Genomic DNA, 15,901 nt, shown 5'->3' on the forward strand with positions numbered 1-15,901 from the left:
AAACCCCCGGAAGACGATCTTCCGGGGGTTCTCTTTGCGTTCGCACCACTGGAAGATCTGAATGTCTCCCAGCACACATCGCCTGAAAGACTAGTCAGGGTGATGGTGATGATGATGGTTGAACTGAACGCGTGTCATAGTAAATTCCGTGGCTGAATGAGTATTCATTTGCGTGCTGATTAACCTAGCGAAGATAACGGCGATGCGCAACCCTTTTTTAACCTTTGCGATTCTCAGGCGGCGCGCACTAAGATGAACGGCAATGACGCAAGCGCAGGAGGGGATATGAAAAAGGTCGCAATAATCGGTCTCGGGTGGCTGGGAATGCCGCTGGGGCTGGCGTTAACCGCGCGGGGCTGGCAGGTGACGGGCAGCAAGACCACGCCAGACGGCGTTGAGGCGGCGCGACGCTGCGGTATCGACGCGGTGCAGTTGCAGCTGACGCCAGAGATGGAAGGTGAGGCTGAGGATCTGGACAGGCTGTTTCAGGTCGATGCGCTGGTGGTGACCTTGCCCGCCAGCCGCACGGCGGAAGGCGGCGAAAATTACCGGCAGGCGGTGCAGAACGTGGTGGACAGCGCGCTGGCCAACCGGGTGCCGCGCATTATCTTTACCAGTTCGACCTCGGTTTACGGCGGCGGCAGCGGCGTGGTCAAAGAAAGCAGCGCGCTACAGCCGGAAACCGTGGCGGGGAAAACCCTGCAAGCGCTGGAGAGCTGGCTGCACGATCTTCCCGGCACCCAGGTCGATATTCTGCGTCTGGCGGGGCTGGTCGGGCCGAGCCGCCATCCGGGCCGTTTTCTGGCGGGCAAAACCGGGCTGGCCAACGGATCGCACGGCGTCAATCTGGTCCATCTGGATGATGTGGTCAGCGCGATTACGCTGCTGCTGCAAACGCCGAAGGGCGGGCGCACCTACAACCTGTGCGCGCCAGCGCATCCGTCGCGCGCCGCGTTTTATCCCACCGTGTCGCGCCAGCTCGGCCTGACGCCGCCGACCTTTCTGCCGTCAGCAACCGGCGATACCGGCAAACTGGTAGACGGCTCGCGCATTTGCCACGAGCTGGGATTTGAATACAGCTACGACGATCCGGCAAAGATGCCGCTGGAGTAGCGCGCCGGTCAGACGCCGAGCCGGTCGCGCAGCGCGTACCAGGCTGCGCCCATGGCGGTCAGCGGCACCTTGAAGCGCCGGCCGCCAGGAAAAGGCAGATGCGGCAGCTTTGCAAAGGCGTCGAAACGCTCGGCGTCGCCGCGCAGCGCCTCGCAGATCAGCTTGCCGGCGAGATGGGTACAGGTGACGCCGTGGCCGCTGTCTCCCTGCATAAAGTAGACGTTGTGCTCCAGTCGGCCAAACTGCGGCAGGCGGGAGAGCGTCAGCAGGAAGTTGCCGCTCCAGCGATAGCTGAAGGCGATGTCGCGTAGCTGGGGAAAGGTCCGCAGCAGTTTGGGGCGGATCAGGGCGTCAATATCCTGAGGTTCGCGCGCGCCGTAGACCACGCCGCCGCCGTACAGCAGGCGGTTATCCGCCGTCAGCCGAAAGTAGTCGAGCAGGTAGTTGCAGTCCTCGACGCAGTGGTTATTCGGCAGTAGCGCCAGCGCCTGGTCGCGGCTGAGCGGTTCGCTGGTGACGATTTGCGAGCCGCACGCCATGCTTTTGCGCCCCAGGCGCGGTTCCAGCTGCAAGGGCAGGTAGGCGTTGCCGGCAAAGATCACAAAGGTGGCGCTGACCTCGCCCTGTGCGGTGCTCACCCGATTGGGCGCGCCGTATTTGACCGCCGTGGCGGCAGAGCGCTCATAGATGCGGCCGCCATGCCGCCGGATCGCCTCGGCTTCGCCCAGCGCCAGATTCAGCGGGTGCAGATGCCCGCCGCGCCGATCCAGCAGGCCGCCGACATAGCGATCGGTGGCCACTTCCCGCCGGATGCCGCGCTCGTCCAACAGCTCCAGATCCTGATTGCCGTATTTTTCCCACAGCCGCTGCTGATGACGCAGGTGGTTCATCTGGCGCGGATTGAGCGCGGCAAAAATGCCGCCGGGGCGGTAGTCGCAGGCGATGGCATAGCGGTCGATGCGGTCGCGAATAATCTCCGCCCCTTCGAACATCATACTGCCGAGCATGCGCGCGCTCTCTTTGCCGTAGCGCTGCTCAATCACGTCCACGTCGCGACTGTAAGAGTTCACTACCTGGCCGCCGTTGCGACCGCTGGCGCCGAAACCGACGCGCGCCGCTTCCAGCACCACGACGTCATAGCCCGCTTCGGTGAGATAGAGCGCGGCGGAAAGGCCGGTGAAGCCAGCGCCGATAATACAGACGTCGCACTGGATGCTCTCTTCCAGCGTCGGCCAGGGCGCATGGGCGTTGGCCGTCGCCGCGTAGTAGCTTTCAACGTGTTTCATCACAACCTCCTGCATGCCTGTCCGTCAGAAATTAGCGGGCGTATGGGCGCTGATGATGCGGCAGGGCTGCGCCGACATATTGGTAAAGCTGTGCGGCAGCCCGGTGTCGATCACATAGCTCTCTCCCGCGTTAAGGTGATAACTCTGTCCGTTTACCACCAGGGTAATTTCGCCCTCCAGCAGCGTGCCGGTCTCCTCACCCGGATGGCGTAGCTTTTCACCGGTGCTGGCGCCGGGCTGATAGGTCTCCAGCAGCATACCAAGCGATCGCTTCGCCTGACCGTTATCCACCAGCTTCAGCGACACGCCCTGGCTGCCGATCTCCACCAGATCCTCCGGGCGAACGATCACTTTTGGCGCGTCGTGGTGTTTCGGCTCGGAAAAAAATTCCGACAGCGACAGGCCATAAACCTTTAACAGCTTTTGCAGCGTGCTGACCGCCGGGCTGACCTTATCCTGTTCAATGGTGCTGATTGCGCTATGGGTTAAACCTGACAGTTCAGCGACGCGGCGCTGAGACAATCCCAGCTCTTGCCGGATTTGCGATAAGCGTCGTCCGGGGGCCAGAGCGGCATCGTTCATGGTGTTTTTTCCTTGTGATAGTGCTGTGCGGCGTGAATAAACCCCGCGAAAAGCGCGCGCGAGGCGTCGTTGTGTTCGGGCTGCCACTCAGGATGCCACTGCACCGCGAGAGCAAACGGATGATGGCGCAGGCTGACCGCCTCGATCAGACCATCCGGCGCGCGCGCCTCAATGCGCAGCTGCGGGCCTGGGGCGCGGATGCCCTGGTGATGCAGCGAATTCACCGCCAGCGGCGCATCGCTGCCCAGCAGCGTCGCCAGCAGCCCTTCCGCCTCTGGAAAAACATCGTGCGCCGGAGCGTACTGCTGGCTCAGCGGCAGCGACGCCTCTTCCTGATGGGGCAGCAGGCCTTTTTGCTGACTGAGATCGCGCCACAGCGCGCCGCCGTTGACCACCACCAGCTCCTGCATGCCGCGACAGATGCCTAACAGCGGCATTTTACGGCTGGTGGCCCAGGTAATAATGGCGAACGCCAGCCGGTCGCGGCCGGGATCGGCATGAGATTCCTGGCCTGCTTCGCCATACTGCCAGGGTTCAATATTGCTTGGGCTGCCCGTCAGTAAAATACCGTCGAGTACCGCCAGCGCGTTTTCCAGCAGATGAGGCGTCGCGCAAAGCTGATGGGGCAGGGCAAGCGGCACGCCGCCGGCCTGCGCAATCGCCGCCAGATATTTGTTATGCACCGACTGCGTAGGATGGCCGCCGTTGTCGATCTGGCACATCACTACGCCAATCAAAGGGTTGTCAAAAATATTGCCCATCGTCTGCCTCGACTCGCTGTTCAAAAAATTCACCGATCGGCCACGTAAAGGGTAAAACTGTGCAATATTTTTTCAATCTAGCAATGCGCTGTTTGTTTCTCAAACAGATTTGTTACATTTGCACACTTTTTGTGTTGGCGCTATGTTAGAGGAGTGGCTGTTATTTTGAGCATTGCGCAAACCAACTAACGGTAGAAGGCGGGTGGGATATGACGAACCTCGTGGAAGTGGAAGACTTCACGCGTCACAGTGAAGAGAGACGAACCAGCGCGTTCCAGCTAGAAGTGAAAAACTGGCTGGAACGCCACCCTGAAACGCAGTATGTCGATATTTTATTAAACGATCTGAATGGTGTTTTTCGCGGTAAGCGCATCCCGGTCACCGCGCTGGCGAAGCTGGAAAAAGGGTGTTATTTCCCGGCCTCGGTTTTCGCTATGGATATTCTCGGTAACACCGTCGAAGAAGCCGGACTCGGACAATCTCTCGGCGAACCTGACAACCTCTGTATGCCGGTTCCTGGCACCTTAGTTCCCTCTGCTTCCGATCCTCAACGCATCGCGCAACTCCTGTTGACCATGTGTAACCAAGATGGCACTCCCTTTGACGTTGAACCCCGAAATGTCCTGAACCGGCTGTGGCAGCAACTGCGCAATCGCGGGCTGTTTCCGGTGGTAGCGGTAGAGCTGGAGTTCTATCTGGTAGACAAAATGCGCGACGCTGAAGGCTATATTCAACCGCCGTGCGCGCCGGGCAGCAGCGAACGCAATATGCAGAGCCAGGTCTATTCAGTCGATAACCTCGATCATTTCGGCAATGTGCTGCGCGATATAGACGCGCTGGCGCGTCAGCAGCATATTCCCGCCGATGGCGCGCTGGCTGAGGCCTCGCCGGGCCAGTTCGAGATCAACCTGCATCATACCCGCGACGTCCTGAGCGCCTGCGACCATGCGGTACAGCTCAAACGGCTGATCCGACAGGTGGCAGAAAATCACGGCATGACCGCGACCTTTATGGCGAAGCCTTATGAAGAGTACGCCGGCAGCGGTATGCACGTGCATATCAGTATGCTGGACGCCGCCGACCATAACGCCTTTGCCACCGATGACGGCAGCGATTCGCCGCTGCTGAAGCGCGCGCTGGCAGGCATGCTCGACCTGATGCCCGCCTCAATGGCGCTGCTCGCCCCCAACGTCAACGCCTACCGCCGTTTTGTGCCGGAAGCCTATGTGCCCATGCGGGCATCCTGGGGACACAATAACCGCACCGTGGCGCTGCGTATTCCCTGCGGCGACGTGGAAAACCATCGCGTGGAGTATCGCGTGGCGGGCGCCGACGCCAACCCCTATCTGGTGATGGCGGCTATTCTGGCGGGCATACTGCACGGTCTGGATACCGCGCTGCCGCTGCCGCAGCCGGTTCAGGGCAACGGCCACGAGGCGGAAGGCATTCCGCTGCCGGTGCGTCAGAGCGATGCGCTGTACGAATTTGAAAACAGCTATCCGCTGCAAAAATTGCTGGGTGAGCAATTCGGCGCGGTATGGCACAGCTGCAAGCGTCACGAACTGATGCAGTTTGAGCGGCTGGTGACCGCCACGGAGATCGACTGGATGCTCAAAAACGCATGAAAAAAAATGGCTGGCTTTGGTAGCAGGCCTTGTATTTCTGCCCGCTTTTGGGGCAAAATACGCGGCCTGCAAAAATACGAATATAACCGATGCTTAACAGAGCCTCGGTTATTTTTTTTGCATGTACTTAACCGATTCGCATGAGGCCGGGCGCGCCCGGATAGATACACGTTAAAAAACGCGTAAGCGTAAGAACTGAGGATTCAAAGATGGGGATGTTATTCATTCAGCCAGCCCATGCTGGCACTCGTTTCCGTGATGACTACGGCGCAGCGCTGGCTCTTAACGCCACCTTCCTCACTCCCGTGATGCAATCCAGTCAGGTTGCAGCGCAGGGAGGTCTGAAACATGTCGCTTAATACCTCAGCACCGCAGCGTGCACACCTGAAAAAAACACTGACCCTGCTTCCGGTCGTCATGATTGGCCTGGCCTACATGCAGCCGATGACCCTGTTTGATACTTTCGGTATCGTGTCGGGTCTGACCAGCGGTCACGTTGCAACCGCCTACGCCTTTGCGCTGATTGCGATTCTGTTTACCGCTGTGAGCTACGGTAAGCTGGTACGCCGCTTCCCATCTGCGGGCTCCGCTTACACTTACGCACAGAAGGCGATCAGTCCGCACGTCGGCTTTATGGTCGGCTGGTCATCGCTGCTGGACTACCTGTTCATGCCGATGATCAACATTCTGCTGGCGAAAAACTACTTTGAAGCGCTGGTCCCCGGCATTCCGTCATGGATTTTCGTGGTGCTGCTGGTGGCGTTTATGACGCTGTCGAACCTGCGCGGCATTAAAACGGTAGCAAACTTCAACAGCGTGATCGTGGTGTTGCAGATTGTGGTGATGATCGGTATTACCGGCATGGTGATCTATGGCGTTTCGCACGGCGAAGGCGCGGGTACGCTCACCAGCACCCAGCCGTTCTGGTCTGCTGACGCGCATGTGGTGCCGATGATTACCGGCGCGACCATATTGTGCTTTTCGTTCCTGGGATTTGACGGCATCAGCTCGCTTTCCGAGGAAACCAAAGACGCAGAGCGCACCATTCCGCGCGCGATTTTCCTGACGGCGCTGATAGGCGGCCTGATCTTTATCGTGTCGTCGTACTTCCTGCAACTCTACTTCCCGGATATTTCGCGCTTTAAAGATCCGGATTCGTCACAGCCTGAAATCATGCTGTACGTGGCAGGTCATGTATTGCAGTTCGGTATCCTGATCTTCTCTGTGGTCACCGTACTGGCGTCAGGCATGGCGGCGCACGCAGGCGTTTCGCGACTGATGTACGTAATGGGCCGCGACGGGGTGTTCCCGGAGCGTTTCTTCGGCTATATCCATCCGAAATGGCGCACGCCGGCGCTGAACGTGCTGCTGGTCGGCGCCGTGGCGCTGATGGCGATCCATTTCGACCTGGTGACGGCGACCGCGCTGGTCAACTTCGGCGCGCTGGTGGCGTTTACCTTCGTTAACCTGTCGGTGATTGCTCAGTTCTGGATCCGCGAAAAGCGTAACCGCACGCTGCGCGACCATATCAACTATCTGGTGCTGCCGGTGCTTGGCGCGCTGACGGTTGGCGCGCTGTGGATTAACCTGGAAGAAAGCTCGATGGTGCTGGGCCTGATTTGGGCCGCCGTGGGGATCATCTACCTCGCGTTTGTTACCCGCAGCTTCCGTAATCCGGTGCCGCAGTACAGCGAAGAAGTGTGATTCGCTGGCAATGAAAAAAGGGTGGGGCGCAAGCCTCACCCTTTTTTTATGCCTGATGCGCGGCCGTTACTCCGCCAGCACCAGCTCCCAGCTGCCTTCGCCCAGCGCGCTGCGTCCGGCGGCGCTGAGCTGTGAATCGGTGATAATGCTGTCAAAACAGCGCAGCGGCAGCGCCAGGAAGGTCGCGATCTTGTTGTATTTAGAGCTGTCGCTAAGCAGTACGCGCTTGCTGCTGACGTCGCTGACCGTTTGCTTCACCGTGACTTTATCCTCATCGGGCGTAAACAGCCCGCGGGGTCCCCAGCAGGAGGCGGAGATAAAGGCGATGTCGATAGCCAGATGGCGCAGACTGCGCGCGGCGCTTTCCCCCACGCAGGAGCGGTTTTCGCGGCAGACTGTGCCGCCGGTATGGATAACCCGACAGTCGCTGGCTTCCATCAGCAAATTCGCCACCATAAAGTCATTGGTCACCACCAGCAGATCTTCGCGGTTCAGCAGCTCGCGCGCCAGCGCCAGGGTGGTGGTCCCCGCATCGAGATAGATACAGCTGTTGCGCGGAATATGCTGGGCGGCATAGCGGCCAATGGCATTTTTTTCTTCGTTAAACAGCGCCGTTTTGGTCTGATGGGACGGCTCCGCCGCCAGCCGATCGGCGGAACGCACGCCGCCGGATACCGACAGAACCGCGCCTTGCTCCTCCAGCTTCTGCACGTCGCGCCGAATGGTCATATGCGAGACGCCCAGCCGCTCCGTCAGCTCAGCAATACTCACCACGCCGCGCTCGCTTACCAGCGCCAGAATCTGTTGATGTCGTTCAACCGGGATCATGTTCTGCTCTCCGTGCTTATCAATTTTTCACATTCTAACCAATTTATTCCGCCAGTCTAATAAAAAAATTTGCGGCTAATTAGCGGGGTATTTTTTATAAATTAATTAAAAATCATTTGGATACACGTCATGTTAAGAAATGTTCTCTGTTAATCCGGTTAGTGAAAATATGTGAGATACAGCACGTTTATCCGTCAGCGTTCCTGCCAGAATTAACAACAATCAACAAATAATCACTTAAATTAACAGCGGAGGCTTACAGTGCCACTCTCAAATGTCTGTGTCATCGGTCTGGGTTCAATGGGGATGGGCGCGGCGATGTCCTGTATTCGCGCCGGACTAAACACCTGGGGCGTGGATCTCAATCCCGCCGCGCTGGAGACGCTGCGCCAGGCCGGCGCGCGCGATGCGCAAACCTCCGCGGATAGCTTTGTCGACCAGCTGGAAGCGGTGCTGCTGCTGGTGGTTAACGCCGCGCAGGTCAAAGGCATTCTGTTTGGCGACAACGGGCTGGCCCCAAAGCTGAAGCCGGGCACCGTGGTGATGGTCTCATCGACCATCTCCGCGCAGGACGCGCAGCAGATTGAGCAGCAGCTGGCGCAGCACCAGCTGCTGATGCTGGACGCGCCGGTTTCCGGCGGCGCGGCGAAAGCGGCGACCGGCGAGATGACAGTGATGGCGTCCGGCGGCGAGGCGGCGTTTGCACGCTTACAGCCGGTGCTGGATGCGGTCGCGGCCAAAGTCTACCGCGTAGGCAGCGAGATCGGCCTTGGCTCTACCGTGAAAATCATTCATCAGCTGCTGGCGGGCGTGCACATTGCCGTAGGGGCGGAAGCGATGGCGCTGGCGGCGCGTGCGGGTATACCGCTCGACACCATGTATGACGTGGTCACCAACGCGGCGGGTAACTCGTGGATGTTTGAAAACCGTATGCGTCACGTCGTAGACGGCGATTACAGTCCCAAATCCGCCGTCGATATTTTCGTCAAGGATCTCACGCTGGTGGCGGACACCGCGAAATCGCTGCGCTTTCCGCTGCCGCTCGCCTCTACGGCACTCAATATGTTCACCGAAGCCAGCAACGCCGGTTATGGCCGCGAAGACGACAGCGCGGTGATCAAAATCTTCAGCGGCATCGAGCTGCCGCAGGGTAAGGAGTGAACATGACGCGTTTGGGCATTATCGCCGACGATTTTACCGGCGCGACCGACATCGCCAGTTTTCTGGTGCAGAACGGGCTGCCGACCATTCAGTTTAACGGCGTGCCGCAGCAGCATGAAACGCTCTCTGCGCAGGCGATCGTGATCAGTCTTAAGTCGCGCTCCTGCCCGGCAGAGCAGGCGGTGGCTCAGTCGCTGGCCGCGCTGCGCTGGCTTCAGGAGCAGGGCTGCGATCGCTTCTACTTCAAATACTGCTCTACCTTTGACAGCACCGAACAGGGCAACATCGGCCCGGTGACGGACGCGCTGCTGGCCGCGCTGGGCGAAACCCAGACGGTAATTTGTCCGGCGCTGCCGGTTAACGGGCGCACCGTCTATCTGGGGCACTTGTTTGTGGGTGAACAGCTGCTGAGCGACTCCGGCATGCGTCACCATCCTGTGACGCCGATGACCGACAGCAACCTGCTGCGCCTGATGGAACGCCAGTCGGCCGGCAAAGCCGGACTGATTGCCGCGCCGCTGCTGGACCAGGGCGCGCAGGCGGTAGAGAGCAGACTGAACGCGCTGAAAGCGCAGGGCATTAACTATGTCGTGCTGGATACGCTGAACGAACAGCACTTGCTGACGCTGGGCGAAGCGCTGCGCGACAGGCGTCTGGTCACGGGCGGATCGGGGCTGGCGATTGGCCTGGCGCGCCAGTGGGCGACAGGCGGCAGCGAGCGCGCCGAAGCGGAGTCCGCAGGTCGTCCGCAGGGCCAGCGCGCCGTGGTGATGTCCGGCTCCTGCTCGCAGATGACTAACCGGCAAGTCAGCGCCTATCGCCAGCAGGCGCCTTCCCATGAGGTGGAGGTGACGCGCTGTCTCGACAACGCCGAGGCCTATGCGCAGGAACTGTGCGACTGGGTGGCCGCGCACAGCGGGCAGTCTCTCGCGCCGCTGCTGTACGCCACCGCCGACGCGCAACAGCTGAGCGCCATTCAGCAGCAGTATGGCGCGCAGCGCAGCAGCGAGGCGGTCGAGCAGCTTTTCGCCGCGGTCACCCGTGAGCTGAAGGCGCGCGGCTGGCAGCGGTTTATCGTGGCAGGCGGCGAAACCTCCGGCGTGGTGGCGCAGAGCCTTGGCGTGACGGCGTTCCATATCGGACCCGCCATCTCGCCAGGCGTCCCCTGGGTACGCGACATCCATCAGCCGCTGTCGCTGGCGCTGAAGTCCGGCAACTTTGGCGACGAACACTTTTTCCGCCGCGCACAAACGGAGTTTGCATATGACTGAACAACAGGCCCGTGAAGAGATGGTGAAGCTGGGCGCCTCGTTCTTTGCCCGTGGCTACGCCACCGGCTCCGCAGGCAACCTGTCGCTGCTGCTGGAGGATGGCAATCTGCTGGCAACGCCGACCGGATCCTGCCTTGGCGAGCTGGATGCGGATCGTCTGTCAAAGGTGACGCTGGAAGGAGAGTGGCTCTCTGGCGACAAACCGTCGAAAGAGATCGCCTTTCACCGCGCGCTTTACGCGAACGATCCCGACTGCAAAGCGGTGGTGCATCTGCACAGCCACTATCTGACGGCGCTCTCCTGTCTGGAAGGGCTGGATACGCAGAACTGCATCCGTCCCTTCACGCCTTATGTGGTGATGCGCGTTGGCGATGTGCCAGTGGTGCCTTACTACAAGCCGGGCGACGCGCGTTTAGCCGAGGATCTGTCCCGGCTGGCGGGGCAGTACCGCGCCTTCCTGCTGGCGAACCACGGCCCGGTGGTGGTGGGAAAATCGCTGCGCGAAGCCGCAGACAATACGGAAGAGCTGGAAGAGACGGCTCGCCTGATGTTTACCCTGGGCGACCGCGCCATTCGCTATCTCAGCGACAGCGAAGTCGCGGAGTTAAGGAGCCGATAATGCCAAAGTTTGCAGCCAATTTATCTACCCTGTTCAACGAGGTGCCCTTTACCGAGCGCTTCGCTGCGGCGGCGCAGGCCGGTTTTACGGCGGTCGAGTTCCTTTTCCCCTATGACTACCCGGCGGCGCAGCTGAAGCAGTTGCTCGATGAGAACAACCTGAAGCTGGTGCTGTTCAACACCGCGCCGGGCAACGTAGCGGCGGGCGAGTGGGGCGTGTCGGCCATTCCGGGCCGTGAAGCAGAGGCGCGCGCCGACATCGATCGCGCGCTGGAGTACGCGCTGGCGCTGGAGGTGCCGCAGGTGCATATCATGGCCGCCACGGTGCCGCCAGCCGCCGATCATCAGGCGTATGTCGATACCTTCGTGCGCAATATGCGCTATGCGTCAGAGCGCTTCGCGCCGCACGGCATCAACCTGCTGCTGGAGGCGCTCAATCCGGTGACCAAACCAGACTATCTCTACGCCAGCCAGTATCAGACGCTGGAGATGGCGGCGCGTATCGATCGGCCCAACGTCTTTACCCAGCTCGATCTGTTCCATGCGCAGCTGGTCGACGGCAATCTCAGCCGCCTGATCCGCGAGAACGCTGGCCGCTACCGCCATATCCAGATCGCCTCCGCGCCGGATCGCCATGAGCCGGACGAAGGCGAGATCAACTATCCGTGGATCTTTGCTCTGCTGGATGACGTGGGCTATGACGGCTGGATCGGCTGCGAATATCTTCCGCGCGGCAATACCCTGGACGGCCTCGGCTGGTTCGCGCCCTGGGCAAAAAAATCCTGAAAATACCCTGAACACCACCGGCGCTGCGACGCCGGTACGGCTTCGGCCGTTTTACATCCTGCACCTGGGCCAGGCATCACTGTACTCATTATTCATATAAAGATAACGCTACCTGAGGTTTACCATGTCCACCGCACTGCTGTTAGCCATTGCGACCGCCAGCATCGTTATACTGCTGCTGCTGGTCATTAAAGCCAAAGTTCATCCCTTTGTTGCCCTGCTGATTGTCAGCCTGCTGGTCGCCATCGCGACGGGCATTCCGGCTGAAAAAATTATGGAAACCATCATGAGCGGCATGGGCGGGCTGCTCGGCCATATCGCGATTATCATCGTGCTTGGCGCGATGCTGGGCGCAGTTATCGAAGCGTCGGGCGGCGCCGAGTCGCTGGCTCAGCGCTTCAGTAAAAGCCTCGGCGTCAAACGCACCGTAGCCGCGTTGACTATGGCCGCCTTTATCCTCGGCATTCCGGTGTTCTTTGAGGTGGGCTTTATCATCGTTATTCCGCTGATTTACGGCTTCACCAAGGTGGCGCGCGTCTCTCCGCTGAAGTTTGGCCTGCCAATGGCGGGCGTGATGCTTACCGTTCACGTTGCGCTGCCGACCCATCCCGGCGCGGCCGCGGCGGCGGGGATTCTGCACACCGATATGGGCTGGCTGATGATGCTCGGCATTGCCATCTCAATTCCGGTAGGCATGGTGGGCTATTACGTCGCTAAATCGATGAATCGTCGCCACTACCATCTGTCGCTGGAGGTGCTGGAGCAGCTGCAAATGGCGAAACCGGAAGGGGCGGAGAAGAAAAATGAACCGGCGCCGCCGGGCGCGCTGACCATTGCGGGCCTGATCGTGGTGCCGATTCTGCTGATCGTGCTGGGCACGCTCTCTCACTCGCTGCTGGCGGCGGAGAGCCTGGCGGGTAAAGTGATGACGGTCATCGGCACGCCGCCGATTGCGCTGCTGATTGCGCTGGCGCTGGCGGCCTGGCTGCTCGGCGTGCGTCGCGGCTGGAGCAAGGACAAGCTGGAAGATCTGACCGGCCGCGCCATTCCGGGATCGGCAAGCGTGATCCTGGTGGCGGGAGCCGGCGGCGCATTTGGCAAAGTGCTGGTGGAGTCCGGCGTGGGCAAAGCGCTGGCGCTGACGCTGGAGACGCTGCATCTGCCGCTGGTGCCGGCGGCCTTTATTCTGTCGCTGGCGCTGCGCGCGTCGCAGGGATCGGCCACGGTGGCTATCCTGACCACCAGCGGCCTGCTGACCTCAGCGGTCAGCGGCGTAAACGATATGGAGCGCGTACTGGTGACGCTGGCGGCCTGTTTCGGCGGTCTGGGCCTGTCGCACGTCAATGATGCGGGCTTCTGGGTGGTGACCCGCTATCTCGGCCTGTCGGTGGCCGATGGACTGAAAACCTGGACGGTGCTGACTACCCTGATGGGGCTGACCGGCTTTGCGCTGACCTGGCTGGTGTGGGCGCTGGTGTAACCGCGTCATTTTCACCTCTCCCATGAGGCTCAGGGGAGAGGTGGCTCGTCTGACTCGCCATCCTTGCGTGCTGTTTTTTCTTCCGAATGACTGTTCCGATCCCCGCAGACAAGGCGATAGAGCATCAGCAGAAACTCACGCGCGCCAAAGATTGTCAGTAAATAAACGGCAGCGTTTGCCGGAGAGGTGTGAACACATCGTAGCGGAAGCGAAGAGTGGTTTAACAGGTAAATAGCGAGAAGGGGCGTTAAGAAGCTAATGATGTATTTTGCACGGTTTGAAATAGTATCGGGCCACATAGCGATCTCCTTTCTTTGCGGCAGGTCAGGCATCCTTGCCCGATTTTAGCGCCTGTTTCAGGCGCAAGGGAAGCGCAAAAAAGCATCAGACTGCGCGTTACGACACCAGCTCCTGCGCATAGAGATAGAGCGCTTTTAGCTGCGCCATCTTCTCCGCATTATCCTCGTGCAGGCTCGCCAGCGACTCCAGCTCCAGCAAAAACGCCTGCACGCGCTCCTGATTCAGCGCTTCGCGGCGGTGCTGTAGCCAGCGCTGCTGCTCCGCATCATCCAGCGTGCCGGGGAAGTTGCGCGCGCGGTAGCGAAACAGCAGCTTCTGTACGCGCGCATCCTGAAAAGAGAGATCCATAGCGGGAAGATTAGCGGGCGCGGTCTGACGCAGAATATTCATGCCCGCGCGATCGGCGTCGCTAAAGAAACCGTCGTAAAGCTGCGCATCAACATCCTCTGATGGCGTAAATGGCTCCGCCTCGGCAAACAGCGTAACGACCTTCTCCCGCACCTCGGTATGCTGACGCAGCAGCGTCAGATTAGCCAGGCAGGCGTCGCGATCGATGCCCAGCCGCGCCGCATCTTCAGGACGCAGCGTGTTGGCTGGCGCCAGCACCGGGCACTTATTGATATGCACCAGCTTGATCGGCACGGATGATTCATCGCCCAGCTCGCTTTTGCGCGTGTAGAGGCGCTCGCGCAGCGCATCGGCATCCAGCGCCAGCAGCGGCGCCATATCACCGGCCAGATCCGCGACGATCAGCGCGTTGCGGTTGTCCGGATGCCAGGCCAGCGGCACCACCCAGCTGGTATTGCCTCGCGCGGCGCCAAACATGCCGGAAACGTGCACCAGCGGTTTCATCTGCGGGATATCGATAAGCGTCATCAGCTTATTTTTGTTGCGATGAGTAAACAGGAACTCAAACAGCTTCGGCTGCTTCTCTTTGACCAGCTTCGCCATAGCCAGCGTGGCATAAACGTCAGACATCGCGTCGTGGGCGTTCTCGTGCGCCACCCCGTTGGCTTTGGTCAGCTGTTCCAGCTTAAAGCTGGGGAAGCCGTCTTCATTTTCCGGCCAGACGATGCCATCGGGACGCAGCGCGTAGCAGGCGCGCATTACGTCCAGCAGATCCCAGCGCGAATTGCCGTTTTGCCAGCTCCAGCCATAGGGATCGTAAAAGTTGCGGTAAAAGATGTTGCGCGTGACTTCGTCATCAAAGCGCACATTGTTGTAGCCCACTACGCAGGTCTGTTCTTCGGTAAACAGCGCGTAAATGCGGGCGGCAAACTCTGCTTCGGACACGCCGCGCGCGCGCGCCACCTGCGGTGTAATACCGGTGATCATCACCGCTTCCGGCTGTGGCAGGTAATCATCGGCGGGGCGGCAGTAAAAAATCTGCGGATCGCCGACCGGGTTAAAGTCGCTGTCGGTGCGCAGCGCGGCAAACTGCGCCGGACGATCCAGCGACGGGCTTTTACCGAAGGTTTCATAATCGTGAAACAGAAAGGTGCGTTCAGAGGCGGGCACGAGCATATCCTGTACTGGGAAAACAATGCACAGCATAGTCGCTTGCGACGTCAGCCACAACCGCGCCGGACGGGCCGCAATAGTGAAAGCCGCGCCGCGCGAGACGGCTCAGGCCTTCGCCAGTTCACGACGCGCCAGTTCGGCTAAAAAGCCACTTCTGGAACCAAACTCGTTATGCGATTCCACAAAGCGGTCAATACGCGTGAGCAGGTGCTGCGGCAGCGTAATGTTCAGCTTTACCGCCTTGCCGTCATATTTGCTGACATCAATGTCAACAAAGGCCCAGATACCTCCCTGGCACTCCGGGTGCTGAAGATAAAACTCAATGCCTTTTGTTTCCGGCACAGCCATATCGCGCTCTGCCAGAGCTTCAAAATGCACATGCATGGCCTGCGCCGCATCCAGCAGGGTGTCATCGACCGTTGTTCCGGCAAAGAAGCAGCCGTCTATATCAGGCGCAAAGCCCGAATAGCTTTCAGAATCAGTTTTATGCAGATAAACGGGGAATCTCATTGTCATCTCCTTGTTGCCATTCAGACAGCGAGTCCGGGGCTAAAAAGCCGCTCGCCTGCCTGAGCTATTCCATCATTTTGATGATTTTTTTTAGCGTGCCGGCAGCTAAATCCTTCTCCGGGTGAGGCAGCGTAATGTGCCAGGGCTTACCCGGCTTTACGAATACGTGATGGCTACCGCGCACGCGAACCAGCATCCAGCCATGTTCCCTCAGAAGCCTCATCATTTCTTTGCTACTCAAAAGCACCTCCTGTGCCATTGCTGGCTTATTTTATACCCACTATAACCACGATTTCAATTTGTATGAGCCTGGCCCGTTGAGATGAACCGACAGATTGCCTGGTCAGAGTGTGCT

At 59.7% G+C, this 15,901-nt stretch carries 18 protein-coding genes and 1 other annotated feature (1 of these 19 cut by a window edge); of the genes, 9 read left to right on the forward strand and 9 right to left on the reverse strand.

The window, feature by feature from the left end; all coding sequences use genetic code 11:
• Positions 1-115: a sequence feature (His leader region), on the reverse strand; it reaches 6 nt to the left of the window's first position.
• Entirely contained in the window at positions 91-138 is a 48-nt protein-coding gene (gene hisL / locus BBB56_RS05160) for a his operon leader peptide (protein ID WP_100396937.1), read from the reverse strand. (Overlaps the previous feature by 25 nt.)
• 147 nt (positions 139-285) lie before the next feature.
• On the opposite strand from hisL, the gene BBB56_RS05165 reads away from it, so the two are divergent.
• Entirely contained in the window at positions 286-1,113 is an 828-nt protein-coding gene (locus tag BBB56_RS05165) for an SDR family oxidoreductase (protein ID WP_123799473.1), read from the forward strand.
• 8 nt (positions 1,114-1,121) lie between these two features.
• Here BBB56_RS05165 and BBB56_RS05170 read toward each other — a convergent pair whose 3' ends face one another.
• The 3 genes from BBB56_RS05170 to puuD are packed head-to-tail and all read right to left on the reverse strand — an operon-like array spanning position 1,122 to position 3,742.
• Entirely contained in the window at positions 1,122-2,399 is a 1,278-nt protein-coding gene (locus BBB56_RS05170; protein ID WP_123799475.1) for an NAD(P)/FAD-dependent oxidoreductase, read from the reverse strand.
• A gap of 24 nt (positions 2,400-2,423) precedes the next feature.
• Positions 2,424-2,981 (reverse strand): HTH-type transcriptional regulator PuuR, encoded by a 558-nt coding sequence (gene puuR, locus BBB56_RS05175; protein ID WP_123799477.1) that lies wholly within the window; start codon positions 2,979-2,981, stop codon positions 2,424-2,426.
• The gene (gene puuD / locus BBB56_RS05180) at positions 2,978-3,742 is read right to left on the reverse strand and encodes a gamma-glutamyl-gamma-aminobutyrate hydrolase (RefSeq protein WP_123799479.1); all 765 of its coding nucleotides are present in this window, start codon (positions 3,740-3,742) and stop codon (positions 2,978-2,980) included. Before puuD ends, puuR begins: the two co-directional genes overlap by 4 nt.
• 209 nt (positions 3,743-3,951) lie before the next feature.
• On the opposite strand from puuD, the gene BBB56_RS05185 reads away from it, so the two are divergent.
• The 3 genes from BBB56_RS05185 (at position 3,952) to BBB56_RS05190 (ending at position 7,071) form a co-directional block, all read left to right on the forward strand.
• Positions 3,952-5,367: a glutamine synthetase family protein gene (locus BBB56_RS05185; protein ID WP_123799481.1), complete on the forward strand. Its 1,416-nt coding sequence runs from the start codon at positions 3,952-3,954 to the stop codon at positions 5,365-5,367.
• Positions 5,368-5,576: 209 nt separating this feature from the next.
• Positions 5,577-5,726: a hypothetical protein gene (locus BBB56_RS23605; protein ID WP_199756198.1), complete on the forward strand. Its 150-nt coding sequence runs from the start codon at positions 5,577-5,579 to the stop codon at positions 5,724-5,726.
• On the forward strand, positions 5,716-7,071 hold the full coding sequence (locus BBB56_RS05190) for an APC family permease (RefSeq protein ID WP_123799483.1): 1,356 nt from the start codon (positions 5,716-5,718) through the stop codon (positions 7,069-7,071). The genes BBB56_RS23605 and BBB56_RS05190 overlap by 11 nt, the downstream gene beginning before the upstream one ends.
• A 66-nt stretch (positions 7,072-7,137) precedes the next feature.
• On the opposite strand, the gene ygbI is transcribed toward BBB56_RS05190, so the two are convergent.
• Positions 7,138-7,899 (reverse strand): DNA-binding transcriptional repressor YgbI, encoded by a 762-nt coding sequence (ygbI, locus tag BBB56_RS05195; RefSeq protein ID WP_123799485.1) that lies wholly within the window; start codon positions 7,897-7,899, stop codon positions 7,138-7,140.
• A 261-nt stretch (positions 7,900-8,160) separates the two neighbouring features.
• Between ygbI and ltnD the strand changes: the two genes are divergently transcribed.
• The 5 genes from ltnD (at position 8,161) to BBB56_RS05220 (ending at position 13,215) form a co-directional block, all read left to right on the forward strand.
• Positions 8,161-9,060: an L-threonate dehydrogenase gene (gene ltnD, locus BBB56_RS05200; protein WP_123799487.1), complete on the forward strand. Its 900-nt coding sequence runs from the start codon at positions 8,161-8,163 to the stop codon at positions 9,058-9,060.
• A 2-nt stretch (positions 9,061-9,062) separates the two neighbouring features.
• A complete protein-coding gene (gene otnK, locus BBB56_RS05205; RefSeq protein ID WP_123799489.1) occupies positions 9,063-10,331 on the forward strand; it encodes a 3-oxo-tetronate kinase in 1,269 nt (422 codons plus the stop codon).
• Positions 10,324-10,950, forward strand: a complete 627-nt coding sequence (gene otnC, locus BBB56_RS05210) for a 3-oxo-tetronate 4-phosphate decarboxylase (protein WP_123799491.1) — start codon at positions 10,324-10,326, stop codon at positions 10,948-10,950. The genes otnK and otnC overlap by 8 nt, the downstream gene beginning before the upstream one ends.
• Positions 10,950-11,735, forward strand: coding sequence for an HPr family phosphocarrier protein (locus BBB56_RS05215; RefSeq protein ID WP_123799493.1), 786 nt, complete (start codon positions 10,950-10,952; stop codon positions 11,733-11,735). Before otnC ends, BBB56_RS05215 begins: the two co-directional genes overlap by 1 nt.
• Positions 11,736-11,859: 124 nt before the next feature.
• Positions 11,860-13,215 (forward strand): GntP family transporter, encoded by a 1,356-nt coding sequence (locus BBB56_RS05220; RefSeq protein ID WP_123799495.1) that lies wholly within the window; start codon positions 11,860-11,862, stop codon positions 13,213-13,215.
• 29 nt (positions 13,216-13,244) lie between these two features.
• On the opposite strand, the gene BBB56_RS05225 is transcribed toward BBB56_RS05220, so the two are convergent.
• From BBB56_RS05225 to BBB56_RS05240, 4 genes are all read right to left on the reverse strand, one after another.
• Positions 13,245-13,514 carry a hypothetical protein gene (locus tag BBB56_RS05225; RefSeq protein ID WP_123799497.1) on the reverse strand — a complete coding sequence of 90 codons (270 nt, stop codon included), beginning with the start codon at positions 13,512-13,514 and terminating at the stop codon, positions 13,245-13,247.
• 97 nt (positions 13,515-13,611) lie between these two features.
• Positions 13,612-15,033, reverse strand: a complete 1,422-nt coding sequence (sbcB, locus tag BBB56_RS05230; protein ID WP_123799499.1) for an exodeoxyribonuclease I — start codon at positions 15,031-15,033, stop codon at positions 13,612-13,614.
• 108 nt (positions 15,034-15,141) lie between these two features.
• On the reverse strand, positions 15,142-15,546 hold the full coding sequence (locus BBB56_RS05235; protein ID WP_123799501.1) for a type II toxin-antitoxin system HicB family antitoxin: 405 nt from the start codon (positions 15,544-15,546) through the stop codon (positions 15,142-15,144).
• A 64-nt stretch (positions 15,547-15,610) separates the two neighbouring features.
• Complete coding sequence (locus BBB56_RS05240) at positions 15,611-15,787, reverse strand: type II toxin-antitoxin system HicA family toxin (protein ID WP_123799503.1); 177 nt, start codon at positions 15,785-15,787, stop codon at positions 15,611-15,613.
• Positions 15,788-15,901 lie beyond the last annotated feature (114 nt).

The sequence above is a fragment of the Candidatus Pantoea deserta genome (assembly GCF_003813865.1).
Taxonomy (GTDB): domain Bacteria; phylum Pseudomonadota; class Gammaproteobacteria; order Enterobacterales; family Enterobacteriaceae; genus Pantoea; species Pantoea deserta.

Coding starts and splice junctions, on each gene's coding strand:
- BBB56_RS05165 (WP_123799473.1), top strand. CDS start 286: ATGAAAAAGGTCGCAATAATCGGTCTCGGGTGGCTGGGAATGCCGCTG.
- BBB56_RS05190 (WP_123799483.1), top strand. CDS start 5,716: ATGTCGCTTAATACCTCAGCACCGCAGCGTGCACACCTGAAAAAAACA.
- BBB56_RS05185 (WP_123799481.1), top strand. CDS start 3,952: ATGACGAACCTCGTGGAAGTGGAAGACTTCACGCGTCACAGTGAAGAG.
- otnK (WP_123799489.1), top strand. CDS start 9,063: ATGACGCGTTTGGGCATTATCGCCGACGATTTTACCGGCGCGACCGAC.
- ygbI (WP_123799485.1), bottom strand. CDS start 7,899: ATGATCCCGGTTGAACGACATCAACAGATTCTGGCGCTGGTAAGCGAG.
- BBB56_RS05170 (WP_123799475.1), bottom strand. CDS start 2,399: ATGAAACACGTTGAAAGCTACTACGCGGCGACGGCCAACGCCCATGCG.
- BBB56_RS05220 (WP_123799495.1), top strand. CDS start 11,860: ATGTCCACCGCACTGCTGTTAGCCATTGCGACCGCCAGCATCGTTATA.
- puuR (WP_123799477.1), bottom strand. CDS start 2,981: ATGAACGATGCCGCTCTGGCCCCCGGACGACGCTTATCGCAAATCCGG.
- puuD (WP_123799479.1), bottom strand. CDS start 3,742: ATGGGCAATATTTTTGACAACCCTTTGATTGGCGTAGTGATGTGCCAG.
- otnC (WP_123799491.1), top strand. CDS start 10,324: ATGACTGAACAACAGGCCCGTGAAGAGATGGTGAAGCTGGGCGCCTCG.
- BBB56_RS23605 (WP_199756198.1), top strand. CDS start 5,577: ATGGGGATGTTATTCATTCAGCCAGCCCATGCTGGCACTCGTTTCCGT.
- BBB56_RS05235 (WP_123799501.1), bottom strand. CDS start 15,546: ATGAGATTCCCCGTTTATCTGCATAAAACTGATTCTGAAAGCTATTCG.
- BBB56_RS05225 (WP_123799497.1), bottom strand. CDS start 13,514: ATGTGGCCCGATACTATTTCAAACCGTGCAAAATACATCATTAGCTTC.
- BBB56_RS05215 (WP_123799493.1), top strand. CDS start 10,950: ATGCCAAAGTTTGCAGCCAATTTATCTACCCTGTTCAACGAGGTGCCC.